Below are 26,476 nucleotides of genomic sequence, written 5' to 3'. Positions count from 1 at the left end.
AGAATGACTAATGTAACTATTATTTTTTTGTAAAATTTAGTAAATTATTTTTGAAAGGGGGCAATATGGACAGAAAAATAATAGTTGCAGGCCATATATCCTATGATATTACACCTCAAATATATGATACAAAAGGGAAAAACTTCGGCAAGCTTTTAAAACCCGGAAAACTTATAAATATAGGCAGGGCAACAGTGGCAAATGGCGGAGCTGTAAATAATACAGGTATGGCATTGCACAAATTCGGAGCAAATGTCGATCTTATTGCCAAGGTCGGAGATGATGAGTTCGGTCGTCAGATAATAGAAAAATGTGAAGAAAAGGGCGCAAAAACAAATTTTATAAAGGCTGTGGGAGAAGATACATCATATACCATAGTATTATCACCGCCGGGCTTTGACAGAAGTTTCTTACATTTTACGGGAACAAACGATACCTTCAAATTTTCAGATTTAGATATGGAGGATATAAAGAACGGGTATCTGTTCCATTTCGGTTATCCTACACTAATGGCAGGATTTTATAAGAACAATGCTAAAGATCTTATAGAAATGTATAGAAGTGTAAAGGAAGCCGGACTGATAACAAGTCTTGATGTGGCGGCCATAGACCCTGAGGGCGATGCAGGAAAACTTGACTGGAAAGAAATACTAAAGCAGGTGCTTCCATATGTTGATGTATTTGAGCCGAGTTTTGAAGAGCTTTTATGTATGATGGATAAAGAAGCATACGAAAATCTTTTGGAAAGAGCGGGAGAAGAAGATGTTTGCATGTGCTTAAGCCTTGAAAAGGATATATTGCCGCTGGCAGAAAAGATCATGGAATTTGGAGTTTCAATATTGCTTATAAAATGCGGTGCGGCAGGTATGTATCTTTGTACGGCAGGAGATGTTTCAAAAAAACTCGGACTTGGCAGAGAATGGGACAGCTTTAAATGTTTTCAAAAGAGCTTTAAACCTGACAGAATAAAGTCTGCAATAGGAGCGGGGGATACTGCCATAGCAGCATTTATTTACGGAATAGTAAATGACTACTTACCAAAATCCGCTATGGAGATAGCGGCAGGTACAGGTGCGATGTGTATTACGGAATACGATACCTATAGCGGTTTAATTGATATAAAAAAACTTGAAGAAAAGATAGGAAATAACTGGGAAACTCAGGATTTTATAAAGGAGTAGATTATGTTAATAACACTTAAGAATATTTTGGATATAGCAGAGAGTAAAAATATGGCTGTTGCCGCATTTAATGCCACTTCTCTTGAGGGGATAATGGCTGTGATAGAGGCCGCAGAGGAGGAGAATGCTCCTGTAATATTGCAGTTTGCAAATGCGGCACATGGAAAATATGTACCTCTTGAAAAGATAGGAAAAATAATGGTAATGCTTGCCGATGAGGCGAAGGTACCGGTATGTGTACATCTGGATCATGGTGATAATTTCTTTGAGATAAAGACTGCGCTGAACCTTGGATTTACAGGGATAATGTATGACGGATCCTCATTGCCTTTTAAAGAAAATGTGGCAAATACAAGATATGCGGCAGCTCTTGCAGATGAATACGGTGCAAGTATAGAAGCAGAGCTTGGCGCTATGGGGGCCGAGGGCGTAGAGGAGAATGTTATGGGTGCCTATACGGATCCCGAGCTTGCAAAAATCTTTGTAGAGGAAACAGGTATTGACGCACTGGCGGCTTCATTCGGAACGGTACATGGAATATATAAGAGTGAACCCAAGCTTGACTTTGAAAGAATAGAAAATATCAGAGAACTTACGGGAGTTCCTGTGGTAATGCATGGAGGATCCGGAATCAGTGATGATGATTTCAGAAGATGTATTGACCGTGGAGTAAGGAAGATTAACTTCTATACCTATGCGGCAAAATTCGCAGGAGATGCAATAAGAAAAATGGCTGAGGATACAAGTGGAAATCTGTATTCACATGATGTATTTGTGACTGCAAGAGAGAGCATGAAGCAGACTTACAGGGATGCTATAAGAGTATTTAAGAACGAAAAATAGTATATGACAATTGTCATATGATACCCGTTACAAAAAACAATTATGTAAAATAGCTTTTATTGATATTATTACCATATCAACCGAAAGGTAATATGAGGAGGTCTTATGAGAAGAAAATTAATGGCAGGTGCATTGGCACTCGCAATGGTAGGTAGTTTGGTAGCTTGTGGTGGCGGAGAGAAAAAGGCCGCATCAGAGGGAGAAAGCAAAGAGGCTGCTACAACAGCACAGAGTGGTGAAAGCCAAAGCGGAGAAAAGAAGCATTATAAGTTCGGATACACATGTATGGACGGAACAAACCCGTTCTTCGTTACAATTCAGGATAAAATCAAGGAATTGGTAGAGGCAAACGGTGACGAACTTATTGTAACAGATCCGGGAAATGATGTTACAAAGCAGATTTCACAGGTTGAAGATATGCTTTCACAGAATCTTGACGGATTGTTTATGAATCCTGTTGATGCACAGGGTATCATACCTGCACTTGATCTTGCAAAGGATGCAGGAGTTCCTATGGTGGGATTTGATACTGAAGTAGGCGATATGTCATATCTTGTATCATATACAGGATCGGATAACTACAATGCAGGAAAAGTTGTTGGAGAGGACCTTGTTAAGAAGGCACCTAACGGAGGAAAGATTATAGTTCTTGACTCACCTACTATGCAGTCTGTTGTAGACAGAACAAACGGTTTTATGGATGCTATAAAAGATCATGGATTTGAAGTTGTAGCACAGCAGGATGCAAAGGGAAATCTTCAGGTGGCAATGGGTATTGCAGAGGATCTTTTGCAGTCAAATCCTGACGTTGTTGCAATCTTCGGAGGAAACGATCCTACAGCTTTAGGAGCTTTGGCGGCAGCAAATGCGGCAGGCATCAAGAATTGCATGATTTACGGTGTTGACGGTTCACCTGACATTAAGTCCGAGCTTGCATCAGGTAACTCTTTAATAGAGGGTAGCGGTGCTCAGTCTCCTGTATCTATCGCAGAGCAGGCAGTGAAGATTATGTATGATTATGTGGAAGGAAAGCAGGTTGAAGAGAGATATCCTGTAGAAACATTCCTTATCACATCAGACAATGTAGCAAAGTACGGAACAGACGGCTGGCAGTAAACAGTCGCAGTTAAACGGCGGATATTATTAATATAACAAAATTTCAGGCATCCCCAGGGATGCCTTATTTAGAAAATAAGAGCAGGTGAAACAGTGGCAGACAATATTTTATTGAAAATGAAAGATATATCTAAGAGCTTTCCGGGAGTTAAGGCCTTAGATAAAGTAAACCTCGAATTGAAGTCCGGGGAAGTGCATGCACTGTTGGGTGAAAATGGTGCCGGCAAATCAACTCTTATAAAAGTGCTTGGCGGAATATACAGCCTTGATGAGGGAGAAATAGAAATCGAAGGCAGGAAGGTATCGATTGAGTCGGTTCATGATGCATCAAAAAACAATATTGCGATAATACATCAGGAACTTGTTTTGGTACCTTATATGACAGTGGCGGAAAATATATATTTAGGCAGAGAATCCGGAAAAGGATTTACTGTAAATATTTCAAAGATGGAAAAAGATGCTCAAAAGATTCTTGATGATTTGGGCATGGATATAGATGCAAGAGAACTTGTTATGAATCTTCCTATAGCTAAGCAGCAGATGGTGGAAATAACAAAGGCGGTATCTGTTAATGCAAAGATACTGGTTATGGATGAGCCTACCTCTTCCATAAGTGACAGAGAGGTTGAAAATCTCTTCAATATCATGAGAGATCTGACAAAGAAGGGTGTCGGAATAATCTACATATCACATAAGATGAGCGAACTCGAAGAAATATGTGACAGAGTAACGGTAATGAGAGACGGCGAATATGTAGGAACAAAAGTCGTAAAGGAGACCAACAAGGACGAACTTATAGCCATGATGGTTGGAAGAACTTTGACAAACTACTATGTAAGGGATTTTATGCCGTCTAAGGAAGTTATACTTAAAGTAGAGAATTTAAAAGACGGCGATAGGGTAAAAGATGTCAGCTTTGAGTTAAAGAAAGGCGAGATAATAGGTTTTGCAGGGCTTGTCGGAGCGGGCAGAAGCGAGGCTATGCAGGCAATATTCGGACTTTCAAAGGATGTTTCCGGAGATATATATATTGAGGGGAAAAAGGTAAATATAAAAGATCCGACAGATGCGATAAAAAACGGTCTTGCACTTGTGCCTGAGAGCAGAAAAGAGCAGGGACTTTATTTACTGCAGGATATAAAATACAATACCACTATTGAAGTTCTTGACGATTTTATAAAAAATTTGAATGTAAATTCAAAAAAGGAGTCTGAGATAACTCAAAAATATATAGACATGATGGCGACCAAGACACCTTCACAGGAGCAGGTGATCGGTAATCTCTCAGGTGGAAATCAGCAAAAGGTAATGATTGGAAGATGGCTGGCTACAAATCCTAAAATCCTTATTTTGGACGAGCCTACAAGAGGAATAGATGTAGGAGCAAAATCGGAGATATACAGAATAATGAATGACCTGGTAAAACAGGGTGTTTCAATCATTATGATATCCTCGGAACTGCCGGAAATAATCAACATGAGTGACAGAGTATATGTTATGGCGGCAGGAACGATAAGAGGCTGTATAGATCATGAAGAAATATCACAAGAGAGCATTATGGCATTGGCAGCTATATGATGGAGGTAAAAAGTGAAAAAAGCGAATAATTTAAAGGCGTTAAATTTTTTCAAAGAGAATATGGGAATCATAATCGCATTGCTGGTGCTGGCAATATTTCTGACAGTATTTCCTGCTACAAGCAGTTCGTTCCCTACAACAAAGAATGTTTTCAATGTACTTAGACAGATATCCACAAATATGCTTCTTGCATGTGGAATGACTATGGTAATCATACTTGGCGGTATCGACTTGTCGGTAGGTTCGGTAATAGCACTTTCAGGTGTATTTGCTGCAGGATGTGTATCCAGATACGGAATGAATATTTACCTTGCTATGATTATCGGAGTAATCATAGGAATAGTAATAGGTGCATTCAACGGTTTTGTTATTTCAAGAACAACAATCCCGCCATTTATCGTGACTCTGGCAACAATGAATATCGCAAGAGGTCTTGCAGGTGTTTATACAGGAGGTTCACCGGTAAGAGTTGTATCAAAAGAATGGCAGTGGCTGGGTGCCGGATATATCGGTATTTTTCCTGTACCTGTTATTATAATGATTATTATATTTATAATATCGGTTCTTATAATGAACAGAACAAAAATCGGTAGATATATATATGCAGTCGGTGGAAACACACTTGCGGCAAAGTTTTCAGGCATAAGTGTTTCAAAAGTAAAATTCATGGTGTATACTTATTCAGGACTTATGGCAGGTCTTGCAGGAGTTATCTTGGCTTCACGTATGTATTCAGGGCAGCCTACAGCAGGTGACGGCGCCGAGATGGATGCCATTGCTGCGGTAGTAGTAGGCGGAACATCAATGTCGGGCGGATACGGAAAGCTTGGAGGTACTTTGGTAGGTGCACTTATCATAGGAATTTTAAGTAACGGACTTAACCTTATGAATGTAAACTCTTTCTGGCAGACTGTTGTAAAGGGTATTGTAATATTACTTGCAGTATTTATCGACTATATTAGAAATTTAAAAAAGAGTAAATAATGAAAAAAATCGACAAAAACAGGCTAAGGGCATTTTATATGCTCTTAGCATATGTTTTTTTATTGTGGTTATCGGTAGTTTTGTTTAAATTGAAAACTGAAGACAAAAAAATTGTTTTCGGATCTACATTTATGACAATGAATAATCCTTACTTTAATGTGCTCAATGAGAATATAAGAGACACTATTGAAGCAAACGGTGATATACTTATAACAAGAGATCCGGCGCAAAGTCAGGAAAGACAAAATGCTCAAATAACGGATATGTTAAATGAAGGAATTGATTTTTTGTTTGTAAATGCCGTAGACAAGAGCGGAATAGAAAGTGCATTGCTTGAATGCGAAAAAAGAGGGGTTCCGGTAATTTTAATTGATACCGATGTTGATAACAGAATCGGTGTAATAAGTGCAATACAATCGGATAATTATGAAGCCGGAGTACTTTTGGCACAGGATTTAATAAGAAAAAAGCCTGAAGGTGCAAAGATACTTATTGTTGAGAATCTTATAGCTTTATCCATGATACAAAGAAGACAGGGATTTATTGACACTATAAAGGATAATCAAAAGTATGAGATTGTAGAGGAAATAGACGGAGTAAGTGAGATTGAAACTGTAAATCATGCTGTTATTGATTATATTGAAAATAATGATAAAGATTTTGATGTTATATTCGGGTTGAACGATCCTACAGCAATCGGTGCAGTTGCGGCGCTTAGAGAGAAGAGCGAAAAGAAAGTTTTAATCTACGGAGTTGACGGATCCCCGGATGCGAAGGAGCTGATAAGGCAGGGGCTTTTTACGGCAACAGTTGCGCAACATCCTATATATATGGGTAAGGAAGCGGCTAAAGCGGCGTACGATTATCTAAACGGAAAAGAAATAGAATCCGACATAAGCATAAATGTCGACTTGATAAACGCAGGAAATTTAACAAGATTTGATATATCGAAGTGGCAATAAGATGAAAAGTATAGGAAATTTTAAAATAAATACAATACAGGAAATAATGCTGGTCATATCTCTTGCGGCAGTTATTTTGATTTCAGGCTTTATATGGATAGTTACAGAAAGAACGGTAAGTATACATGAGGCAAAGCTGTTTTTATCAAATGCGGTAAATGTACCGGGCAATACTTTGTATATATTCACATTTACAGTTATATCATCAGTATGCTTTGTAATAACTTTCTGCATTAGAAACGGCAATATCATAAATGATACCGGTATTATAGTTGCAACTTTCGCATTGGAATTTATACTTGGATTAATATGTATCATACTTTTAAATTTTAATTATAACGGAATACTGCTTTGGACTTTTGCAAACGCTTTGATGTATTTAAAAAGAAATAAATATATGCCGATGGTAGTTGTTATCGCGATGATAAGCTATCTTTTAACAACTCATGAGCTGGTGAAGCTCTTTATAAATGTGTATGATATCTCATCTTACATAGAGGTATGCAGTCAAAGTATACAGACATTAATATACTTTATCTACAATGCGCTAAATCTTATGACTGTGGTATGTTTTATATTATGCTGTATAATTATAATAGTAAGTAAGGAAGAGATAATAGAGAAAAATCTGGAGCTTAATAAAAGACTTGAGATAGCAAATACAGATTTGCAAAGGACAAATGAAGAACTTGAGAAGTCTTTAATGGACAATGCAAGGCTTGCAGAGATCAGAGAAAGAAACCGTATTGCCAGGGAAATTCACGATACTCTGGGACATACTCTTACAGGGCTTGCAGCAGGTATAGATGCCTGTATAGCTTTGGCAGGAGATGATAAACCGGCTCTGAGAAATCAGCTGAATCTGCTCTCAAAGGTCAGTAGGAACGGTATAAAAGATATCAGAATGAGTGTCAGCTCATTAAGACCGGATGCACCTGAAAGACTTAATCTTAAAAGTGCCATAGAAGAACTTGTAGAGAATACAAAAAGGGTTGCCGGTGTAAATATAAAACTTGATTGTGATATTATTAATCTGAAGTTTGATGAAGACGAAGAGATGGCCATATACAGGATAGTACAGGAAAGTCTTACAAATGCTATAAGGCATGGAAGGGCAAAAAATATAGATGTATCAATTAAGAAAAACTATGGAAGCATCAATCTTTTGATATGTGATGACGGAATAGGATGCGAAAATATCAAGGCGGGATTCGGACTCAGACATATCAGAGAAAGAGTAAATATGTTAAAAGGCCAGGTAAATTTCAGTAGTGAAGAAGGCTTTAAGGTGGAAGCTATGATACCGATAAGATGGGGAGAGGAATATGATTAAAGTTTTAATTGCAGATGATCAGGAGCTGATAAGAGAAAGCTTAAAGATAATCCTTGACAGTAAACCTGACATAGAGGTAACGGATGCCGTGTCTGACGGACTTGAGGTAATAAGGAGTGTCAGAGAAAATAAGCCCGATATAATACTTCTGGATATAAGAATGCCGAGACTTGACGGAGTGTCATGTACCAAGATTATAAAAGAAGGTTATCCGGATATAAAGATTATTATACTCACCACATTTGATGATGATGAATATGTTTTTAACGCTTTAAAATACGGAGCAAGCGGTTATCTTTTAAAAGGTATAAGTATGGACAGCCTGGTAGAGGCGATAAATACGGTATATCAGGGACAGGCAATGATAAATCCTGATATTGCTTCAAAGGTTTTAAAGTTTTTCTCAAAACTGGCTGTAAACAATGAAACCATACATGTAGATTCCGAGAATGTAAAAACTCTTACAAAGAATGAATGGGCCATAATAGAAGAGGTGGCAAAGGGGAAGAGCAATAAAGAAATTGCAAAGGATTTGAGTTTTTCAGAAGGTACGGTAAGAAATTATTTATCAACGGTCCTTGATAAACTTGAACTTCGTGACAGAACACAGCTTGCCATATGGGCAATAGGCAGAGGTGAACTTTGAGAAAGAAAAGTAAACTTTTTGTGGGGACAATTCTTTTTGCGGCAATACTCGGCATATTTTTTTATATATGCAGACCTAAAGAAACAGTAATAGAATTTGCCATGTTTAACGGCAGTAATTGGGATGTTGCCGTACAGGAGAGCTATTCCGTTATTGACAAAGCGATAGAGAAGTTTGAGAATGAACATAAAGGTGTAAAGATAAAATATATCGGCGGAATACAAAAAGATGACTACAGCGAATGGATGGCTGAGAGAATATTGAAGGATGAAATGCCGGATATTTTTATGGTTTTGGATGAGGATTTTGAAAATTATATAAATCTGGGGCTTATAGAAAATCTTGACAGATATGTCATGGAAGACAAAGATTTTGATATAAATAAATATTACAGTGAAATTGCAAATTCCGGAGTTTTCTCGGGTCATAGATATGCCCTTCCGTATGAAGCGATGCCTACTCTTATGTTTGTAAACCGTACACTGCTTGAAAAGCTGCATGTTGATATACCGGGAAATGACTACACATTTGATGATTTTTACAGAATGTGCAGAATGATAACTTTGGACAGGGATCTTGACGGCAGCCCGGATTACTTCGGAATATACAAATATGACTGGATAAATGCGGCACTTTCAAATAATGTTGTGCTTTTTTCAAAAGACGGAAAGAAGTCATATTTCAATCAGGAGAAGTTTGCAGAGTCTATACGATTTGTAAAAAGTCTGGAGTCATTAAACGGCAATAAGAACATAACAAAAGAGCAGTTTGACAGCGGTAAGGTGGCATTCAGCCAGATGTCACTTGCCGAATATAGGACTTATAAGTCATATCCTTATAAGATAAAAAAATATACCGGCTTTGCGTGGGATTGCATACCGATGCCGGCAGGAAAATCAGGAAATAATGTAAGTATGATTGACAGTCTGGATATTGCGATAAGCTCAAAATCAAATAAGAAGAAGCAGGCATGGGAATTCTTAAAAACACTCACCTATGATACCGAAATACAGCAGACATTGTACAATGATATGCCTGTGGCATCGGTACTTAAAGAGGTTATGGAAAGTAAGGAGTCTGAGAATATTTTCAAGGAAGATGAAGATATTATAGATTCGGGACTTATATGCCATATACTTGAGAACGGTATAGCAAAACCGAAATTCAGCGGTTATGAAGGAGCGATATCTCTGGCGGATTCAAAAATTTCAAAGCTGAATCTGGGAGATGATATAGAAAATGCACTTAGAATATTGCAAAGACAAATGAGCAAATATTTGTTACAAGAAAGGGGAAAGGAATGAAAAGATCACAAATTAACAGCATCATAAGAGAGATGGAGGAACTTATAAAAGATAACGGCTTTAATCTGCCGCCGTTTTGCAATTGGACTCCAAAGGATTGGGAAAACAAGGGCCATGAATATGATGAAATAAGAGATAATATGCTCGGATGGGATATCACAGACTTCGGACTCGGAGATTTTGATAAGGTAGGTTTCGGGCTTATTACACTCAGAAACGGGAACAGGAACAATGAGAAGTATAAAAAGGTATATGCGGAGAAGCTTTTATTCTTAAGAGACGATATGATGGCACCTATGCATTTCCATTGGTTTAAATCGGAGGATATTATAAACAGAGGTGGCGGTACACTTCTTATAAAAGTATATAATGATGACGGTAAGGGTGGACTTGCCGACTCGGATGTACTTATAAATTCAGACGGAAGATCATACTATGTAAAGGCGGGAAGCCTTGTAAAGCTTTTGCCGGGAGAGAGTATCACTATATGGCCACATCAATACCATGAGTTCCATGTGGAGCCGGGAAGCGGAAGTGTGCTTATAGGTGAAGTTTCACAATGTAATGATGACAATATAGACAACAGATTCTATGAAGATATAGGCAGATTCCCTGAGATAGAAGAGGACGAAGAGCCGTACAGACTGCTTTGTAATGAGTATCCGGTAGCGAAGGATTGAGGGGAAATATAGAAAGAGAGAAAAATGGTAAGTACAAAGGCGGCAGAGGCTTCAATAATTAAAGGAAATAATTATCGAATAAGTATTCTTACCGACAGACTTATAAGGTTTGAATACAGTAAAAAAAATATATTTGTCGATGAAGAGACGGCGGCTGTTACAAACAGAAAGTTCCCGAAAGCAAAATTTGATGTTTTAGACAGTGAAGACAAACTGGTTATAGTTACAGATTATCTAAGAGTAATATATGATAAAAAAGAATTTACAGGTGAAGGCTTAAGGATTAATGTAAGCGGAAATTACGGAACAACTTCAAGTGTATGGTATTATGGAGATAAGAATGAGAGTTTAAAAGGAACAACCAGAACTCTTGATGCCATAGACGGAGCAACAGAGCTTGGAGAGGGAATTGTTTCAAGGCAGATGTGGTCTGTGGTGGATGACAGCAATTCAATGCTTATAACAAAGGATGGGTTTGAATTAAGAAAAGATCCTGAAGCAATAGATTTATATTTCTTCGGATATGGACTTGATTTCTTGACGGCATTGAAGGATTTCTATACTCTTAGCGGAGAATTACCTCTACTGCCGAGATTTACACTTGGTAACTGGTGGAGCAGATATTATAAATACACTCAAAAGTCATATCTGGAGTTGATGGACAGATTTGACAGTGAGGATATTCCGTTCAGTGTGGCGGTTATCGATATGGACTGGCACATTACTGACGTGGAAGGAAGATTCGGTACAGGATGGACAGGTTATACATGGAATAAGGAACTTTTCCCAAGTCCAAAAGATTTTCTAAGTGAACTGCATACAAGAGGATATAAGGTCTTATTGAATGTACATCCGGCAGACGGTATAAGGGCATATGAAGATTGCTACAAGGATATTGGCGAATTTATGGGTGTAGATATTAAAAAGGAAGAACCTGTACTTTTTGATATTGCCGATGATAAATTCAGAGAAGGATATTTTAAACATGTACATCATCCACTTGAAAAGCAGGGAGTCGATTACTGGTGGATAGACTGGCAACAAGGAGAAAACTCAGGCCATAAGGGGCTTGATCCTCTATGGCTTTTAAACTATTTCCACTATAAAGATTCTGAAAGAAAAGATGAGGGAAGAGGCCTAATTCTTTCAAGATATGCAGGAGTGGGAAGTCACAAATATCCTATAGGATTTTCCGGAGATACCATTATTACATGGGACAGTCTTGATTTTCAGCCATATTTTACAGCCACAGCATCAAATATCGGTTATGCATGGTGGAGCCATGATATCGGCGGACATATGAACGGGATAAGAGACGACGAGATGTTTGTAAGATGGGTACAGTTTGGAGTATTCTCACCTATAATGAGATTGCACAGTACCTGCAATGAGTTTTCAGGAAAAGAACCTTGGAAGTACAATCAGATTGCGGAAAGAATAACAAAGAAATATTTAAGACTTCGTCACAGACTTATACCATATCTCTATACTATGAACAAAAGAGCAAATGTGGATAAGCTTCCTTTAATACTGCCGCTGTATTACTATGAACCTGAAAATGACAAGGTATATAATTACAAAAATGAGTATTACTTCGGAAAAGATTTGATAGTATGTCCTGTGACAAAAAAACTTGACAGAGAAAGCGGTTTGGCTAAGACAAAGATATGGCTCCCTGAGGGTGAATGGTTTGATATATTTAGCGGAGTAAGATACAGCGGAAATCGTGAGCTTGAAATATATAGGGATCTTGAAGATATCGCCGTATTTGCAAGAGCCGGAAGTATCTTGCCTCTTGATGCAAATATCAGTACAAATGATATTAAAAGCCCTTCAGAGCTTGATTTGAATATTTTTACAGGTAAGTCGGGAGAGTTTATACTTGCAGAGGATGAAAAGGAGTATAAGACTTATGTGGAGTCCGACTGGGCTTATACAAAGTATGAGCTGATTGATGAAAATGATAAGCAGATATTTAAGATTCATCCGGTTTCAGGAAATAAAAATGCTACAAGAGAAAAAAGAAAATACAATTTGTATTTCTACGGTACAGGAAGTGAAAGCGAGCTTAATATTTTATCGGATAAAGGCTCTGTAACACCTTTATGTACGGAATATGATGAAAATAAAAATGCTTTGATTATAAAATTGCCTGAAATTTCCACAATATCCACGCTGGAGGTTGAAGTGAAAGACTTGGGCTACAGCTTGCATAAGAGCATACAAAACAAAGTATTTGACATTCTAAATAAGGCACAGATAGAATATGATTTAAAGACAAAGGTAATGGAGGTAATACGAAAGTATAATTCCCAAAATGCAGGTGAAGTAACGGGTGAAATTTACAGTGTCTGTGAAAATGAATTTGTAAGAGGAGCTATAATAGAGCTTTTGTCTGCAAAATAGAGAAGGAAATAAATTTTGAATTGTATAGATAATAACATAGAAAAATGTTAGAATATAATATACATTATTGAGAGAGTATTGGTCACATGGAGAAATAATGAGATATACTGAAAGCTACTATAATCTAAGCCATGGGACAGATATTGAATCTGCAGAAGATATTAAAACAAATGGCTTTGCTTTAAGAGGAGATAAGACAAGTTGGTGTGGAGAAGGTGTATATTTCTATGATATAAAGGCGAAAGCCTGGTGGGCAGCTAAAAGAAAATGCAATGAGTTAAAGCAAAAGGGCAAAGGTAGTATTAAAGCCACGGTTATTTTAGCTGATATAGAAGATATATACAAGGATGAAACGTTTGACTTAAGGGTAAAAAAAGACTTGGACGATTTTGAAAGCTTTGTCAATTCAATGTTATCAGAGGATGATAAAATTTTGATTGAAGGAGTTGATGATGAAGTAGAGAGAAAAATTGTATTAAGGTCCATGTTGATTTCGTTTTATGCAAAAGAAAAACATTACAAGTTGATAATAGGCAATTTTAAACAACGTCCACAACCTTTATATGAGCATACAATTGAGTTTGCAGATTCATTGGACATGGTTTTTGGAGTAGAGACAATATATTGTGTAAAAGATACCGGTATAATCAGTAATATTCGAATAGGAGGTAAGCAAGGTGAATAGTTTGATGGACAAGTTTATAATGTATGCGAAAGAGCAGTTTGGATATGATATTTCACTGACAGAAGCTGATACTCCGGATACATTTGAGTCATTATTTGGAGTAAGCTTCATCACAGAAGAAGAAAACACAGCTGTATCATATGATGAAAAATTTATATATAAGAATGATTCAGCTATAGTAGCGAATATGGATACAGTATATTTAGTTGATGACTGTATACAACAGGATATCGGCTTGGCTGCTTAGTGAGGTGAGAATGGATATTAAGGACATTAGATCAAGTCTACAAATGAAGAACTTTTGTTTTAGTAAATTTTCATTTGTGAGGGATAAGGTTATTAAAAATGGTGAACTTAATGCAGATATAAAGAAGAATATCATTCCTATCGGTAAGCATGAATACAATGTAATATTGACAACTACAATTGAAAAGGATGATATGAACATAGAATTGGTAGCGGAAGCCCAATTTTTATATGAGTCGGAGGATTATTCAAGAGAAGAGTCAATAATAAATACAAATACTGTAGCAATAATGTTTCCATTTATTAGAAGCCAAGTTACGCTATTGACATCACAGCCCGGTATGGCTCCGATTATACTTCCGCCTATTAATACGCAGAAGTTAAAGTGATATATAGTTTATCTAAAAAACAGCATTTTTTAAAAATATTTTGGCCTTATTTTAAGCCGGACTATTTTTAGTTTATTAAAGGAGATTTTATGTTAGTATTTCATTATCCGAAATGTTCAACTTGTGTGAAAGCAAGAAAGTGGTTAAGAGATAAAAATGTGGAGTTTACGGAAAAGAATATTGTGGAGGAGACTCCGAGTGTAGAAGAGTTAAAAAAGGTTTTAGATTATTCGGGGCTTCCTATAAAGAAACTTTTTAATACAAGCGGTATGCTATACAGAGAGCTTAATATCAAAGAAAAAATGGATACTATGAGTGATGACGAAAAGCTCAAGCTCCTTTCAGAAAACGGAATGCTCATAAAAAGACCTATAGTTTTGGGAGATGATTTTGCCTTGGTAGGTTTTAAAGAAAGTGAGTGGGGGAATAGATGGCAGTAAAGGCATCGGATAGAGTGTATTTTATTTAAAAATAATAAAGCATAGAAAGTTTAGAAAATAATTTCAAAATGATTATTCTTATTGAAAAACTATTCAATGAGTGATATTCTAAGCTTATAATTATATGATGAGGGTCAAAGATATTTGGCCCTCTTGGTATTATCTCTACAATAAGGAGGCATTATGAGAAATTTAGATAAGTACAAGGGAGTCATTCCGGCATTTTATGCATGTTATGATGATAACGGGGAGATCTGTCCTGAGAGAGTAAGAGCTCTTACAGAGTACTTTGTGGATAAAAAGGTTAGAGGTGTATATGTAAACGGTTCTTCAGGTGAATGTATTTATCAGAGCGTTGAAGACAGAAAAGTTGTTCTTGAGAATGTAATGAAGGTTAAGGGTGATCTCACAATAATTAACCATATAGCATGTAACAATACAAAGGACGGTATGGAGCTTGCAGCTCATGCAGAGAGTCTTAAAGTAGATGCAATTGCTGCAATTCCGCCTATTTATTTTAAGCTTCCTGAGTATGCCATTGCACAGTATTGGAATGATTACAGCAGTGCCGCACCGAATACAGATTTTATTATATACAATATCCCACAGCTTGCAGGAGTGGCTTTAAGCAGAGGTCTCTATGCAAAGATGAGAGAGAATAAAAATGTTATAGGTGTAAAGAATTCTTCCATGCCTGTATTTGACATTCAAGGCTTTGTAAGAGACGGCGGTGATGATTATATCGTATTTAACGGTCCAGATGAGCAGTTTGTTTCAGGCATAGTAATAGGCGCAAAAGCAGGTATCGGTGGAACATATGGAGCAATGCCTGAGCTTTTCCTTGCAATGGATGAGTGTATAAATTCAGGTGATATGAAGAGAGCAAATGAGATACAATATTGTGTAAATGATATTATAGCGGCTCTTACTTCAGGACATGGAAATATGTATGCTATGATAAAGGAAGTTCTCAGAATCAACGAGGGACTTGATATCGGTAGCGTAAGAAAACCGTTGGTGGCATTGACAGATGCCGATAAAGAGATTGCAAAATCAGCGGCAAAAATGATAGTTGACGCCAAGAAGAAATTTTTATGATAAATAAAGTGTATTTAGGAATTGATATAGGTGGAACCGCAGCAAAGTTCGGTCTGGTTGATGAGAACGGCAACATACTTCATAAGGATGAGTTCTCGGTTTCATTTGACGGATATGAAACTCCGATACTTAAGACTGTTTTGGAAAAGACAGAGTATTTTGTGGCTTCAAGCGGACTTGATTTTACCGAAATATCGGGAATAGGTGTATCTGCTACAGGTCAGATAGATTCCGAAAAAGGTGAAGTTATCGGAAGTGCCGGACATATAAAAAACTGGGTAGGATCAAAGATAAAGGAATGTTTTGAAAAAAAATATGCTGTCAAAACTATAGTTATAAATGATGCAAACAGTGCGGCCCTCGGTGAAAAATGGATAGGAGCGGGAAGAGGCTATAAAAATATAGTTGCTATAACTATCGGTACCGGAGTTGGTGGAGGCATTATAGTTGATGACAAGATTTTGCTTGGAAAAAGAGGACTGGCAGGAGAGATAGGACATATAGTTATACATGGAAGCGGAGAGAGCTGTTCATGTGGAAATGTAGGTTGTCTTGAAAGATATGCATCCACAACAGCGCTTGTAAGGAGTGTCTCAAAATTGCAAAAGGAAAATCCGACAGCTTTTCCGAAAGACTTTGAAGAAAATATCAACGGTAGAAAGATATTTGATGCCTTACATGAAAACAGCCTGTTAAGGCAGGCGGTTGATAACTGGGTGGATGATATTTCACTTGGAATAATTTCACTGGTTCATATCTTTAATCCCGAACAGGTTATTATAGGCGGTGGAGTAAGCGGCAGAAAAGAGTTTATTGAAAGCCTTAGTAAAAAAGTGCATGAAAAGGTAATGCCAAGATTTTCAGAAGGACTTGAAATAGTTCCTGCAAAACTTGGGAATGATGCCGGCCTTATCGGGGCAATATATTATTTGATAGAGAATAAATAAAATATATAAATGCAAATGAGCTTTATTTCATAATACTTGTAGTGCTTGTATTATGAAATAAAGCTCTTATTTTTTACTCTACCTTTGGCAGCATATCTGCATATTTTTTGAGTTCCTCATCTGTAGGAACACTGTCATCCATCTTTCCGTCATGGAATTTCTCATAAGCAACCATATCAAAATATCCGGTTCCTGTAAGTCCGAATACGATAGTCTTTTCTTCACCGCTCTCTTTGCATTTCTTAGCTTCCTCAATAGCCGCATAGATAGCATGTGAGCTCTCAGGAGCGGGGAGAATACCCTCAGTTCTTGCAAAATATTCTGCAGCCTTAAATACATCCGTCTGATTTACTGAAGCGGCCTCCATATAACCGTCATGATAAAGCTGTGAGAGAGTAGAACTCATTCCATGATATCTTAGACCGCCGGCATGGCTTGGTGAAGGAATAAAATCACTTCCCAAAGTGTACATCTTTGCAAGCGGAGTCATCATACCCGTATCACAGAAGTCATAGGCAAATGTTCCTCTTGTAAAGCTTGGACATGACGCAGGCTCTATAGCTATGATTCTCACATCACTTTCACCTCTAAGTTTTTCACCCATGAAAGGAGAGATAAGACCGCCAAGGTTTGAACCGCCACCTGCACAGCCTATAATAATATCAGGCTTGATATTATACTTATCAAGTGCGGCCTTAGTCTCAAGACCGATAATTGACTGATGCAATAAAACCTGATTTAATACACTACCGAGCACGTATCTGTACCCTTCAGTAGTTGTGGCCTTTTCTACAGCCTCCGATATAGCACATCCTAGACTTCCTGTGGTGCCGGGATGTCTTTCCAGAATTTTTCTTCCCACCTCCGTTTCCATAGACGGTGAAGGTGTGACGGTAGCACCGTATGTTCTCATAACCTCACGTCTGAAAGGCTTCTGCTCATAGGATACCTTAACCATATATACCTTACAGTCAAGTCCAAAGTATGCACATGCCATAGAAAGCGCTGTACCCCATTGTCCTGCACCGGTTTCTGTAGTAACACCTTTGAGTCCCTGCTCTTTAGCATAGTAGGCTTGAGCTATAGCCGAGTTTAACTTATGGCTTCCGCTGGTATTATTTCCCTCAAATTTGTAATAAATCTTTGCAGGTGTGCCCAGCTTTTCTTCCAGACAGTATGCTCTTACAAGTGGAGCAGGTCTGTACATTCTGTAAAATGATCTGATTGCCTCAGGTATCTCAAAATAAGCGGTGGTATCATCAAGCTCCTGCTTAACAAGCTCGTCACAGAATACATGTGACAGCTCTTCATAGGTCACAGGTTTATGTGTTCCGGGATTTAAAAGCGGAGCCGGCTTATTCTTCATATCAGCTCTTACATTGTACCAATATTTTGGCATCTCATTTTCTTCCAAATAAATCTTATAAGGTATATCCATACACTCTCTCCTTTCAAGTGGACATCTGCCGAAGTACCGGCAAATATTATATTCTAAAGTATACATTGATAAGTAGCTTTAGTCCAGTGAAGAATTGGTGAAATATAACAATGTAGGTGAATATGATTTCAAGCATGTTAAATAATTAAATGGTCTACCGAGAAATAATGAATTTTATTCCCTACAGAACCAACCAGAAATATCTTTGGTCAGAATATTATAGTGGAGACTTATTGTGACAGAGAGATACTTTTATATGAATATACATTATAAAAATAGAACAAAAAACAAATGAAAAATAGCATAGGATTTGATATAATTAAGATAATATTATGAGCGTGTAAAAAATATTTATGTGGTAGGAGAATGCTATGGCATAAATGTTATTAAATATAATAAGATACTATTAAATATGTACAGAGGTGATTTTGGAACTGCAAGGTTAAACAGTGGGTATGCCAAAATGGTAATGGGGTTTATACATCAGATATTATAAATGTGAGGTAATAAATGATGAATTATAAAAAGAGGAAAAGAGTCATATTAGTTATATTTATAGCTATTTTAGCTTACATAGGCTTGAACTTTCAGTCTAAGTTTGTAATTAAAGTTAGGTTGATATCTGTAAGCATATTGCTTTTATTTATAATAAACAGCTGTAGTATACATAAAAAGATATTACAAATGAAATTAATAAAGAGGGATATGCTGTAAACTTTATAGAATATGATAAGAAATACGAAATTGACATTGATAATGATGGTGAGACAGATTCAGTAAAGGTATTTATTGATGCGGATGGCTATATATCAGTAGAGGTAAATAATCATAAAAAAACAATAGGCTATGGTGAAGAGGGTGTGAAAAGTGTAATTATAAATGATAACAATGGTAATTATTGTATTGGCATAGCAATTCACTATGTTAATGATACACGAATAAGTGAGCTCTATAGATTGAATAAAGAAAATATAGTATATATGTCAGCTGTAGACGGATATATAAAATCTGCATATCAAAATTTGGGTTTATATGTGGAAGATAGAAAATATATTATAGGCTTTCAAAATACAACAGGCATATATTTAATAAATTCTGATTTGAAGCTTAGTTTAGAAGGTAATTATATTATAAATGATTCTAAGCATACATTAGTGAAAGAGCTTAAAGCATATAAGTATAATGATAAAACAGCTGTTTATGAAATAACTACATATCATAAAGGGGAGGCTTTGTATTTATACGAAACAGATATGCAAAACTTAATATATTTTAAAACGGAGAATGGGGATAAGGGATATATTAATGCAACAAAAGATGATTATGAAAATACTACGGGTGAATTTTATATAGAGGAAGAGAGATTAGTTGATTATTTCGATGGAGAAGAAATATCATGGGCAGGTTAATAATAAGAAAGTTGACACAAATAATTTCTAAAACCTATGAAGATAAGAGTATATAAGAACCTTTCAAAATGAAGGAGTCAAGTTTTTTATAGGACTTCCAAGCATATAAGGATAAGTGGAGAAAATGGAGAAGAAAAAATCATAGATGAATATGGGGTATTGTATTTGGGGGATCTATTCAAAAAGTATTAAAGCAGTTTTGGCTAAGGAGAATATATGAATGTGGTTGAGAAAAATAAACTTAAGATAATCCTAATAATTACAAGTATATTGACTTTAGTGTTTATAGTGATAGTTGGCATAGAGTATTTGAATAAAAAAAGAAGAGATAGAGCACTTAAATACTATAATGAGATATCTACTACAGTAATTCTGGCAGATACACTGGGAATGGACTTGGAATGCAGTGATAATAAAGGGAATACTTGGGTCATGAATGGGAGTGATACAAGTTTACTTGACATAGTTACTAGGGATATTACAGATTATATATCATGGGATAAGCAGAGTCTTTACAGCTATAAAATTATAGAAAATGAAAACATGCAGAAATATATAGATAATTTCAATGACAATATGAAGCATATAAGAATAAGTGGAGAGAACGGAGCAGGAATTACTATTCCACCAAAGACTATATCTGAGGTAGAGAAAATGGATGAGTTTCAAGAAATAAAGAATTTAGATGAACTGATAACATATATGCACAAATTAACAAAAAATGGTGAATATTATCTGTATGCTCTTTCTGTGGTTGGATTAGACGGAACGGGATTTAGTGGCAGAATAACATATAAATTAGATAATGGAGAAGAAAAAATCATATATGAATATGGGGTATTGTATTTAGGAGATTTATTCGAAAAATATTAAAATAATTTCGATTAAAGTATTATGGAAATATTTTGACTAAGGGGAATATATGAACTTATAAAGATAGATATATATGAAGATAATAGATATACAAGTACAAGTAATATTTGTGATGTGGAGGGAAGAAGAATAGAAGTTTCATGGTACGACAAGAATAACAAAGCAGGCGATGTCTATACACTGTATGGTGAAAAATACATGTGGGGAGAGATAAAAAAATTAAAAGAAAAATCTGACGATTTAATAAAAGCAACTCAAAAATTCAAGAAAGAAGGGGAAAGTGTGAGAAATATAATTAAATCATACAACTTTTCTGAATGAGAATATATAGGTGATTATATGTTGAAGAAGTTAAAAGGTAATTATTTTTGGATAATTGTTTTCGGTATAGTTATTATCGGTATACTTTACATAGTGTTAAATTTTAGAGGGCATATAGTTATAAGAGATAATAAAGTTGTAGATTATAAATGGGGAATAGTAGAAAAGGTAAAAAGAAATATAACTATAAATATACCTGAAGGTACGACGGAAATTATGGATGGAGCTTTTATAGGCAGTATTTTTATGGTGGAATTGTATATTCCTGAAAGTGTAAAAATAATACATGCAGATGCTTTCCGGTATTGTATTAATTTGAAAAAAATACACTTTAGTAAATCTTTGACAACAATAGAAGATGGAGCCTTTAGGAATTGTGCTATGCTTGAGTTTGTAGAGTTGCCGTCTTCTGTAACAAATATTGGTAAAAGAGCATTTGCAGATTGTATAAGTTTGGGGGAAGTGGTTTTACCCGAAAATTTAAAAATTATAGAGTTTGAAACATTTGATGGATGTGAAAACCTTAAATATGTGCATTTAGGAAATATCAAAGAACTAAAAGATGATGCTTTCAGTAGGTGCAATAATATTATGGAAATAAATATGCCGGATAGCATTACGCGGATTGGTGAGAATTCTTTTGAAGAAACGGAGTGGTTTAAAAGGCTGCCGATAAATCCATATGGACTAAAATGTTATAAGCATATTTTGTTTAAATCAACCGATAGAGAAGAAAATATTATAATACCTGATAATATAACAGTGATTGCAGGTGGTGCATTTCAAGGTTCAACAAATTTAAAAAGTATTGCTTTACCGGAAAGTTTAAAATACATAGAAAACAGTACCTTTGCAGACTGTATAAATCTTGAAGGTATTTTTATACCTAAAAGTGTTGAATATATAGGAATATCAGCATTTTCCAACTGTAAAAGTTTGACTGAAATAGAAATACCGAACTCAATAGTCAATGTAAGGAGTTGGGCATTTAGTGGTTGTGAGAAACTGGAAAGGGTAGAATTACCTAAGAGTCTCAAGCAGATTGATAGCGAGGCATTTAGAGACTGTATTGAATTAAAAAGCATAGTAATTCCAAGTCAAGTAAAACAAATAGAATGGGCAGCTTTTTCCGGGTGCATAAATTTAGAAGATATAAAATTTGAGAGCAGTCCGGAATATATAGGCTGTGCATTTAAAGATACAAAATTCTATAATAATATTAAAGAAGATGAGTATGGTTGCAAATATGTAGGTAATCATCTTATAGAAGTTGTAGATAAAGAAAGACGGAAAATTATTATTAAGGAGGGAACGGTCAGCATAGCAAACCATGCCTTTTATCAGTCTAAAATAGACAATGTGATATTTCCAAAAGAATTAAAAATAATTGGACCAATGGTTTTTAGTGAATGTGATAATTTAAAAACTGTAGAGTTTCCGGAGGGGGTAACTTATATAGGCTACAGATGCTTTTTTGATTGTAAAAATTTAAAAAAAGTTTATGTGCCGAAGTCTATGGAGAATATTGGAAGCGAAATATTTTTAAATTGTAAAAAATTAAAAGAAGTTACTGTAAGTAAGACGATAGCCGACAGTATTGAATTTGATGAAAATGTTAAGCTGATATATATAGAGTAGGATGTATAAGTCATTACTATTGGAAAAACTTGCTATATAGTTTTGACTTAAAAAATAATATTACCAAAAGGGTTTTCTTTAGATTTGAAGTATGTTGATGCTGTAAACGTGGAGTATTATGAATAGGAATAAGCTAAAGTAGTTGATATTGTTAAGTGGAGGAATGTTAAAGTACTTTATAAACAATAAATCATTCATTATTAAAAGCAGGAGCAAAGTATGAACTGTATATGGGAAATTGTATTAAAAGCACAAAGAAGCGGATATAACTTAGATAATCTTAGATTTATAAATAGTGGGAGTCCAAGTCTGTATACTGAAAGTACATTTGAATTTTTGAATGCTAATATGATTGAAGATAATGTAGTGGAAGTGAATCCTTTGTATCGTTTTTCAAATGAACTGGGTGATATATTTTTGCCGGATATAGTAGGATATGAAAACATACGAGAACTATTTCTTGATGTGATGATGCATTATATAGCAGTATGGGATCTTAGGAGCGGAACGGATTAATGGGGGCTGAAATATTTGTGACAGTTACAGGAGGCATTAGTGCAGGTTTAGCAGTTATTGGGGCATTGTTCACTTTGTCATCTAAAGGTCTTTTAAAAAAGTTAAAAAATGAGATTATTAAAAGAGGTACAATGCCGACGAAAATAATATTACTGACAGGATACAGTACAGAAGATAATGATAAAAAAGCAGAGAATATTGAAGAACTAGGTAATAGCTTAAAAAGTAATGAGTGGAGGATAAGATAATTGTGCGGAGAAAATATGCATAGAAGCAGGCGTAGAAAGAGACGATATAGATTTATAGTATTAATCCCGATACTGACAGTCATTTTACTGTATATTTCTACTCATACAAAATCTAAACTTATAATAGAGGACAATGTGTTAATAGGAATTGAAAGCGGAATAATTGAGAGAAGGTCAAGTATAAAACAAATTATAGTTCCTGTAGGTGTTACAAAACTGGGTGAGAATGCTTTTAGAGAATGTACAAAATTAGAAAGTGTAGAATTACCTGAAACAATTGAAACTATAGGCGATTCTGCCTTTGAAGATTGTTATAAATTAGAGCATATAGAATTGCCTAAAAATCTGAAAAATATTGAAGAAAGTGCATTTAGAAATTGTGTTAATTTAAAAGCCATAGAGCTACCTGAAAATCTAAAAAAACTGAGATTTAATGCGTTTAGAGGTTGCCATAGTTTGGAAAAAGTAAATATTCCTTTGGGTATTACTGCAATTGAAGGATATACTTTTGAAGAATGCAAAAGTTTGAAAAAAATCATACTTCATGAAGGAATAGAGAAGATATTTACAGGAGCCTTCTTAAATTGTCAAGGATTAGAAGAAGTGGAAATGAAAGAAGGAATAAAGTCTATAAGGGCAGAGGCTTTTTCAGGATGTGAGAATATTAAAAGTATAAAAATTCCGGATTCTGTAGAAGAAATAGAGTCCAAAGCGTTTTATTCGTGTAAGAATCTTGAAGAGATAAAAATGTCCGAAGGAATAAGATATGTAGAGACAGAGGTATTTAATGAAACGAAGTATTATATAGAGAATTTATCAGATAAGAATAATGATATTTATATAGGTAAAGTATTGATAAAGTGTAATAGGGGGAGTTCTGATATTAAGGTAAAGGAGGGAACCAGAGTTATAGCAAATGGAGCTTGTGCCGGAATGGAGAATCTGGTTTCGGCAGAGTTGCCTGAAAGTCTTATTTGTATAGGAGATGAAGCATTTGCTGGGTGTCATGAACTTAAAGATATAAATATACCAAGCAAATTGGAGAAGATTAGAAGTAAGGCGTTTTATGCTTGCAATATAGAAAGTGTAGATATTCCTGAAACAGTAAGTTTTATAGGCTTTAGGTCATTTGAAAATTGTGTAAGTTTAAAGGAAGTAAAAATGTCTCATACACCTGAAAAAGTAAGTGCATGTGTTTTTAAAAATACATTATGGCTTAAAAATTTGGAACAGGATGAATATCACTGTAAATATTTTCAAAACATATTATTGGAACATTCAGGAAATGAGGGTTTTGTAAAAATTCAAGACGGAACAAAACTGATAGTAGGGTTGGTTTTTTCAGAATCAAAGGGACTTGAGACAGTGGAAATTCCCAAAAGTGTGGAATTTATAGGATTTGGTGCATTCAGATCATGTGAAAATTTACAAGAAGTCAGATTTGCAGAAGGGAGTGAACTAAAAAAAATTGATGAAAAAGCTTTTGAAGGCTGTGTAAGTCTGGAAGAAATCACTTTGCCACTAAAGCTACAAAGAGTTGAAAGTTTTGCTTTTCATAGATGTACAGGATTTGCGACAATAACATTTCCGGACAGTATAGAATATATAAGTAATGATGTTGTGTCAGATTGTATAAATTTAAAAACTATAAGACTGCCGAAACATATGGAGGGTAAATATTTTATTAATGAATTTGACTTACTAAGAATGAACCCGGAAATTATTTATTATTAAAAGTAGGAGCAAAGTATGAACTGTATATGGGAAATTGTATTAAAAGCAAAGAAAAACGGATACAAATTGGAAGTGAATCCTTTGTATCGTTTTTCAAATGAATTGATCAGATTTAATAAAACACTTCTTTTTTAATAATAGAGTAAGTGTTATGTTACCCGAAAATTTTGTTCCGATATTACCTGAGATAGTAGAGGTTAAGTACTTTTCAGGGAAGAGACCTGATGAGATTTATACAAGTCTTTATATGTCTGTAAATTTTACTTTTACAGATCTTGGAATTTCAGGAAATGATGAAGATACAAGACTTGCGGCAGGACTTATAAAACAGATTATAAGAAATGCAAATCCGGGAGATGAGTTTTTTGAAGAAAGTGAGGATATAGAAAAAGAAGTAATCATAAATAGATTTGATTTTAAAAGTTATGGAATAGATGATGAAGCTTATAACATAATGTATATTGCAAGTACAGGAAATAGTTTAATACAGGGAACTTTTAATTGTCTGTATAGAGATAGAATAGAATGGAAAAGAGTGGCATTGGAGGTTATTAAAACAGTTAGTATGTATCATGGGGGCAAATAATGAGTAATACTTCGTTAAAAATAAAAAGAAATATTGATATACACAGTAAAAGAACAGTTTTTATAGGTAATGAAACCGGAGAATATGCCAAATCACAAATAAATAAACTTCCTAAAGTAGATATGAGAAGAGCGTGGCAGGTTGCATTGGGAGCTATTCCTTCTATGGGTACTGTAAAAGGAACAGAAACAGAAGTCATAAAAACATACATAGCACAAATAGCATTGGGAAGTATACCTACTGTAGTAGGAAACAGTGAGGCATTTAACCCGTCAAATTGGAAAAATGGAGATATTAATACTTTATTTGCAAATAGCTTATATGGGGGAGGAATATCAGGAGTACATACAGGAGCAACTCAAGTCGAGGTGGAGCCTAAGAATATAGTCTTGGAGGCAGTATCATATTTATATTAGGTGAAAGCTGAAAATACGAATAACTTTAATATCGGAATAATGGAAAGGCAAAATGACTGGAAAAAGCAGTAAGTATATTCCAAAGAAGGGAGACATATTAGTACAGCATGAACATTATGGAAAAGAGAATGTTAAACATGTTGAGATAGTTGATTCATATGATGGAAAAGAGGCTCAAGTTTGGTTATGGGGTAAAGTTTATAAATCATTGCCGACGCTAAGAACAAAATCCGGACTATATGGTAGGACATCAGTATATTGGAGAATAGAAAAATGAGAAGAATTTTTATAGTAATAATACTCATAGTATGCACAAATATTCTGCTTTCCTGTGGTTTAGCAAGTGATGAGAAGTCTGTAGAACAAACTTCTGAATTTGAACAGAACCAATATGAAGAGTTTGATAATAAGGTGGATGGATTATCAGAATCAGATCTTGAGGAACTTAAGTGGTTAATA

Annotated in this window: 27 protein-coding genes and 2 pseudogenes; 28 read left to right on the top strand and 1 reads right to left on the bottom strand. The window is 35.4% G+C overall.

The features are described 5' to 3' along the window. Nucleotides 1–65 precede the first annotated feature (65 nt). The 17 genes from HMPREF1495_RS00460 to HMPREF1495_RS00380 all read left to right on the top strand — a co-directional run bounded on the left by HMPREF1495_RS00460 (nt 66) and on the right by HMPREF1495_RS00380 (nt 16,838). Nucleotides 66–1,181, top strand: coding sequence for a carbohydrate kinase family protein (locus HMPREF1495_RS00460; RefSeq protein WP_034211131.1), 1,116 nt, complete (start codon nt 66–68; stop codon nt 1,179–1,181). Between the two features lie 3 nt (nt 1,182–1,184). Continuing rightward, a complete protein-coding gene (locus HMPREF1495_RS00455) occupies nt 1,185–2,024 on the top strand; it encodes a class II fructose-bisphosphate aldolase (protein ID WP_034211130.1) in 840 nt (279 codons plus the stop codon). Nucleotides 2,025–2,129: 105 nt separating this feature from the next. Beyond that, nucleotides 2,130–3,140, top strand: a complete 1,011-nt coding sequence (locus HMPREF1495_RS00450) for a sugar ABC transporter substrate-binding protein (RefSeq protein WP_034211129.1) — start codon at nt 2,130–2,132, stop codon at nt 3,138–3,140. A gap of 93 nt (nt 3,141–3,233) precedes the next feature. Next, nucleotides 3,234–4,718 (top strand): sugar ABC transporter ATP-binding protein, encoded by a 1,485-nt coding sequence (locus HMPREF1495_RS00445; protein ID WP_034211128.1) that lies wholly within the window; start codon nt 3,234–3,236, stop codon nt 4,716–4,718. A gap of 12 nt (nt 4,719–4,730) precedes the next feature. After that, a complete protein-coding gene (locus HMPREF1495_RS00440; RefSeq protein ID WP_007595567.1) occupies nt 4,731–5,702 on the top strand; it encodes an ABC transporter permease in 972 nt (323 codons plus the stop codon). After that, the gene (locus HMPREF1495_RS00435) at nt 5,702–6,664 is read left to right on the top strand and encodes a sugar ABC transporter substrate-binding protein (RefSeq protein ID WP_034211127.1); all 963 of its coding nucleotides are present in this window, start codon (nt 5,702–5,704) and stop codon (nt 6,662–6,664) included. Before HMPREF1495_RS00440 ends, HMPREF1495_RS00435 begins: the two co-directional genes overlap by 1 nt. Before the next feature lies 1 nt (nt 6,665). Next, on the top strand, nt 6,666–7,997 hold the full coding sequence (locus HMPREF1495_RS00430; RefSeq protein WP_034211125.1) for a sensor histidine kinase: 1,332 nt from the start codon (nt 6,666–6,668) through the stop codon (nt 7,995–7,997). Continuing rightward, a complete protein-coding gene (locus HMPREF1495_RS00425; RefSeq protein ID WP_007595572.1) occupies nt 7,990–8,643 on the top strand; it encodes a response regulator transcription factor in 654 nt (217 codons plus the stop codon). The genes HMPREF1495_RS00430 and HMPREF1495_RS00425 overlap by 8 nt, the downstream gene beginning before the upstream one ends. After that, nucleotides 8,640–9,947, top strand: a complete 1,308-nt coding sequence (locus HMPREF1495_RS00420; protein ID WP_034211123.1) for an ABC transporter substrate-binding protein — start codon at nt 8,640–8,642, stop codon at nt 9,945–9,947. The genes HMPREF1495_RS00425 and HMPREF1495_RS00420 overlap by 4 nt, the downstream gene beginning before the upstream one ends. Then, nucleotides 9,944–10,627, top strand: coding sequence for a D-lyxose/D-mannose family sugar isomerase (locus HMPREF1495_RS00415; protein ID WP_034211121.1), 684 nt, complete (start codon nt 9,944–9,946; stop codon nt 10,625–10,627). Before HMPREF1495_RS00420 ends, HMPREF1495_RS00415 begins: the two co-directional genes overlap by 4 nt. Nucleotides 10,628–10,651: 24 nt before the next feature. After that, on the top strand, nt 10,652–13,033 hold the full coding sequence (locus tag HMPREF1495_RS00410; RefSeq protein ID WP_034211119.1) for a glycoside hydrolase family 31 protein: 2,382 nt from the start codon (nt 10,652–10,654) through the stop codon (nt 13,031–13,033). Nucleotides 13,034–13,130: 97 nt separating this feature from the next. Next, the gene (locus tag HMPREF1495_RS00405) at nt 13,131–13,718 is read left to right on the top strand and encodes a hypothetical protein (protein ID WP_034211117.1); all 588 of its coding nucleotides are present in this window, start codon (nt 13,131–13,133) and stop codon (nt 13,716–13,718) included. Next, nucleotides 13,711–13,965: a hypothetical protein gene (locus tag HMPREF1495_RS00400; protein WP_007595577.1), complete on the top strand. Its 255-nt coding sequence runs from the start codon at nt 13,711–13,713 to the stop codon at nt 13,963–13,965. Before HMPREF1495_RS00405 ends, HMPREF1495_RS00400 begins: the two co-directional genes overlap by 8 nt. A 43-nt stretch (nt 13,966–14,008) precedes the next feature. Continuing rightward, nucleotides 14,009–14,353 (top strand): protein-export chaperone SecB, encoded by a 345-nt coding sequence (locus HMPREF1495_RS00395; RefSeq protein WP_242832821.1) that lies wholly within the window; start codon nt 14,009–14,011, stop codon nt 14,351–14,353. Between the two features lie 89 nt (nt 14,354–14,442). Continuing rightward, on the top strand, nt 14,443–14,793 hold the full coding sequence (locus HMPREF1495_RS00390) for an arsenate reductase family protein (protein ID WP_034211116.1): 351 nt from the start codon (nt 14,443–14,445) through the stop codon (nt 14,791–14,793). 183 nt (nt 14,794–14,976) lie between these two features. Next, nucleotides 14,977–15,891, top strand: coding sequence for a dihydrodipicolinate synthase family protein (locus tag HMPREF1495_RS00385; RefSeq protein ID WP_034211115.1), 915 nt, complete (start codon nt 14,977–14,979; stop codon nt 15,889–15,891). Further along, nucleotides 15,888–16,838 (top strand): ROK family protein, encoded by a 951-nt coding sequence (locus HMPREF1495_RS00380; RefSeq protein WP_034211114.1) that lies wholly within the window; start codon nt 15,888–15,890, stop codon nt 16,836–16,838. The genes HMPREF1495_RS00385 and HMPREF1495_RS00380 overlap by 4 nt, the downstream gene beginning before the upstream one ends. Before the next feature lie 73 nt (nt 16,839–16,911). On the opposite strand, the gene HMPREF1495_RS00375 is transcribed toward HMPREF1495_RS00380, so the two are convergent. Continuing rightward, a complete protein-coding gene (locus tag HMPREF1495_RS00375; RefSeq protein ID WP_034211113.1) occupies nt 16,912–18,276 on the bottom strand; it encodes a TrpB-like pyridoxal phosphate-dependent enzyme in 1,365 nt (454 codons plus the stop codon). Nucleotides 18,277–18,786: 510 nt separating this feature from the next. On the opposite strand from HMPREF1495_RS00375, the pseudogene HMPREF1495_RS14305 reads away from it, so the two are divergent. From HMPREF1495_RS14305 to HMPREF1495_RS00320, 11 genes and pseudogenes are all read left to right on the top strand, one after another. Next, nucleotides 18,787–19,685, top strand: a pseudogene (locus HMPREF1495_RS14305) (hypothetical protein). A 216-nt stretch (nt 19,686–19,901) separates the two neighbouring features. After that, a complete protein-coding gene (locus tag HMPREF1495_RS00365) occupies nt 19,902–20,558 on the top strand; it encodes a hypothetical protein (RefSeq protein ID WP_034211111.1) in 657 nt (218 codons plus the stop codon). 114 nt (nt 20,559–20,672) lie between these two features. Continuing rightward, nucleotides 20,673–20,879: a hypothetical protein gene (locus tag HMPREF1495_RS00360; RefSeq protein ID WP_034211109.1), complete on the top strand. Its 207-nt coding sequence runs from the start codon at nt 20,673–20,675 to the stop codon at nt 20,877–20,879. 18 nt (nt 20,880–20,897) lie between these two features. After that, a complete protein-coding gene (locus tag HMPREF1495_RS00355; protein ID WP_034211107.1) occupies nt 20,898–22,517 on the top strand; it encodes a leucine-rich repeat domain-containing protein in 1,620 nt (539 codons plus the stop codon). Between the two features lie 219 nt (nt 22,518–22,736). Further along, on the top strand, nt 22,737–23,033 hold the full coding sequence (locus HMPREF1495_RS00350; protein ID WP_242832819.1) for a hypothetical protein: 297 nt from the start codon (nt 22,737–22,739) through the stop codon (nt 23,031–23,033). Continuing rightward, entirely contained in the window at nt 23,033–23,281 is a 249-nt protein-coding gene (locus HMPREF1495_RS00345) for a hypothetical protein (RefSeq protein ID WP_051402789.1), read from the top strand. Before HMPREF1495_RS00350 ends, HMPREF1495_RS00345 begins: the two co-directional genes overlap by 1 nt. Nucleotides 23,282–23,296: 15 nt before the next feature. Next, a complete protein-coding gene (locus HMPREF1495_RS00340) occupies nt 23,297–25,015 on the top strand; it encodes a leucine-rich repeat domain-containing protein (protein ID WP_034211168.1) in 1,719 nt (572 codons plus the stop codon). A gap of 151 nt (nt 25,016–25,166) precedes the next feature. Beyond that, on the top strand, nt 25,167–25,601 hold the full coding sequence (locus tag HMPREF1495_RS00335; RefSeq protein ID WP_242832818.1) for a hypothetical protein: 435 nt from the start codon (nt 25,167–25,169) through the stop codon (nt 25,599–25,601). Next, nucleotides 25,601–26,017 (top strand): hypothetical protein, encoded by a 417-nt coding sequence (locus tag HMPREF1495_RS00330; protein WP_034211166.1) that lies wholly within the window; start codon nt 25,601–25,603, stop codon nt 26,015–26,017. The genes HMPREF1495_RS00335 and HMPREF1495_RS00330 overlap by 1 nt, the downstream gene beginning before the upstream one ends. A gap of 52 nt (nt 26,018–26,069) precedes the next feature. Next, nucleotides 26,070–26,294, top strand: a complete 225-nt coding sequence (locus HMPREF1495_RS00325; RefSeq protein ID WP_034211105.1) for a hypothetical protein — start codon at nt 26,070–26,072, stop codon at nt 26,292–26,294. Further along, nucleotides 26,291–26,476: pseudogene (locus HMPREF1495_RS00320) on the top strand (hypothetical protein); the annotation flags it as partial. The gene HMPREF1495_RS00325 and the pseudogene HMPREF1495_RS00320, both read left to right, overlap by 4 nt.

It is taken from the genome of Lachnoanaerobaculum sp. MSX33 (assembly GCF_000512995.1).
In the GTDB taxonomy this organism is placed as follows: domain Bacteria; phylum Bacillota; class Clostridia; order Lachnospirales; family Lachnospiraceae; genus Lachnoanaerobaculum.
Note: the sequence above shows the minus strand (reverse complement) of the source record. Positions and strands in the feature narration are given on the sequence as shown.

Excerpts from the sequence above, each read along its gene's own strand:
- HMPREF1495_RS00460 (WP_034211131.1), top strand. The coding sequence starts at position 66 with ATGGACAGAAAAATAATAGTTGCAGGCCATATATCCTATGATATTACA.
- HMPREF1495_RS00455 (WP_034211130.1), top strand. The coding sequence starts at position 1,185 with ATGTTAATAACACTTAAGAATATTTTGGATATAGCAGAGAGTAAAAAT.
- HMPREF1495_RS00450 (WP_034211129.1), top strand. The coding sequence starts at position 2,130 with ATGAGAAGAAAATTAATGGCAGGTGCATTGGCACTCGCAATGGTAGGT.
- HMPREF1495_RS00435 (WP_034211127.1), top strand. The coding sequence starts at position 5,702 with ATGAAAAAAATCGACAAAAACAGGCTAAGGGCATTTTATATGCTCTTA.
- HMPREF1495_RS00430 (WP_034211125.1), top strand. The coding sequence starts at position 6,666 with ATGAAAAGTATAGGAAATTTTAAAATAAATACAATACAGGAAATAATG.
- HMPREF1495_RS00425 (WP_007595572.1), top strand. The coding sequence starts at position 7,990 with ATGATTAAAGTTTTAATTGCAGATGATCAGGAGCTGATAAGAGAAAGC.
- HMPREF1495_RS00415 (WP_034211121.1), top strand. The coding sequence starts at position 9,944 with ATGAAAAGATCACAAATTAACAGCATCATAAGAGAGATGGAGGAACTT.
- HMPREF1495_RS00410 (WP_034211119.1), top strand. The coding sequence starts at position 10,652 with ATGGTAAGTACAAAGGCGGCAGAGGCTTCAATAATTAAAGGAAATAAT.
- HMPREF1495_RS00405 (WP_034211117.1), top strand. The coding sequence starts at position 13,131 with ATGAGATATACTGAAAGCTACTATAATCTAAGCCATGGGACAGATATT.
- HMPREF1495_RS00395 (WP_242832821.1), top strand. The coding sequence starts at position 14,009 with ATGAAGAACTTTTGTTTTAGTAAATTTTCATTTGTGAGGGATAAGGTT.
- HMPREF1495_RS00390 (WP_034211116.1), top strand. The coding sequence starts at position 14,443 with ATGTTAGTATTTCATTATCCGAAATGTTCAACTTGTGTGAAAGCAAGA.
- HMPREF1495_RS00385 (WP_034211115.1), top strand. The coding sequence starts at position 14,977 with ATGAGAAATTTAGATAAGTACAAGGGAGTCATTCCGGCATTTTATGCA.
- HMPREF1495_RS00380 (WP_034211114.1), top strand. The coding sequence starts at position 15,888 with ATGATAAATAAAGTGTATTTAGGAATTGATATAGGTGGAACCGCAGCA.
- HMPREF1495_RS00375 (WP_034211113.1), bottom strand. The coding sequence starts at position 18,276 with ATGGATATACCTTATAAGATTTATTTGGAAGAAAATGAGATGCCAAAA.
- HMPREF1495_RS00365 (WP_034211111.1), top strand. The coding sequence starts at position 19,902 with ATGAATGTGGTTGAGAAAAATAAACTTAAGATAATCCTAATAATTACA.
- HMPREF1495_RS00355 (WP_034211107.1), top strand. The coding sequence starts at position 20,898 with ATGTTGAAGAAGTTAAAAGGTAATTATTTTTGGATAATTGTTTTCGGT.
- HMPREF1495_RS00350 (WP_242832819.1), top strand. The coding sequence starts at position 22,737 with ATGAACTGTATATGGGAAATTGTATTAAAAGCACAAAGAAGCGGATAT.
- HMPREF1495_RS00345 (WP_051402789.1), top strand. The coding sequence starts at position 23,033 with ATGGGGGCTGAAATATTTGTGACAGTTACAGGAGGCATTAGTGCAGGT.
- HMPREF1495_RS00340 (WP_034211168.1), top strand. The coding sequence starts at position 23,297 with ATGCATAGAAGCAGGCGTAGAAAGAGACGATATAGATTTATAGTATTA.
- HMPREF1495_RS00335 (WP_242832818.1), top strand. The coding sequence starts at position 25,167 with ATGTTACCCGAAAATTTTGTTCCGATATTACCTGAGATAGTAGAGGTT.
- HMPREF1495_RS00330 (WP_034211166.1), top strand. The coding sequence starts at position 25,601 with ATGAGTAATACTTCGTTAAAAATAAAAAGAAATATTGATATACACAGT.
- HMPREF1495_RS00325 (WP_034211105.1), top strand. The coding sequence starts at position 26,070 with ATGACTGGAAAAAGCAGTAAGTATATTCCAAAGAAGGGAGACATATTA.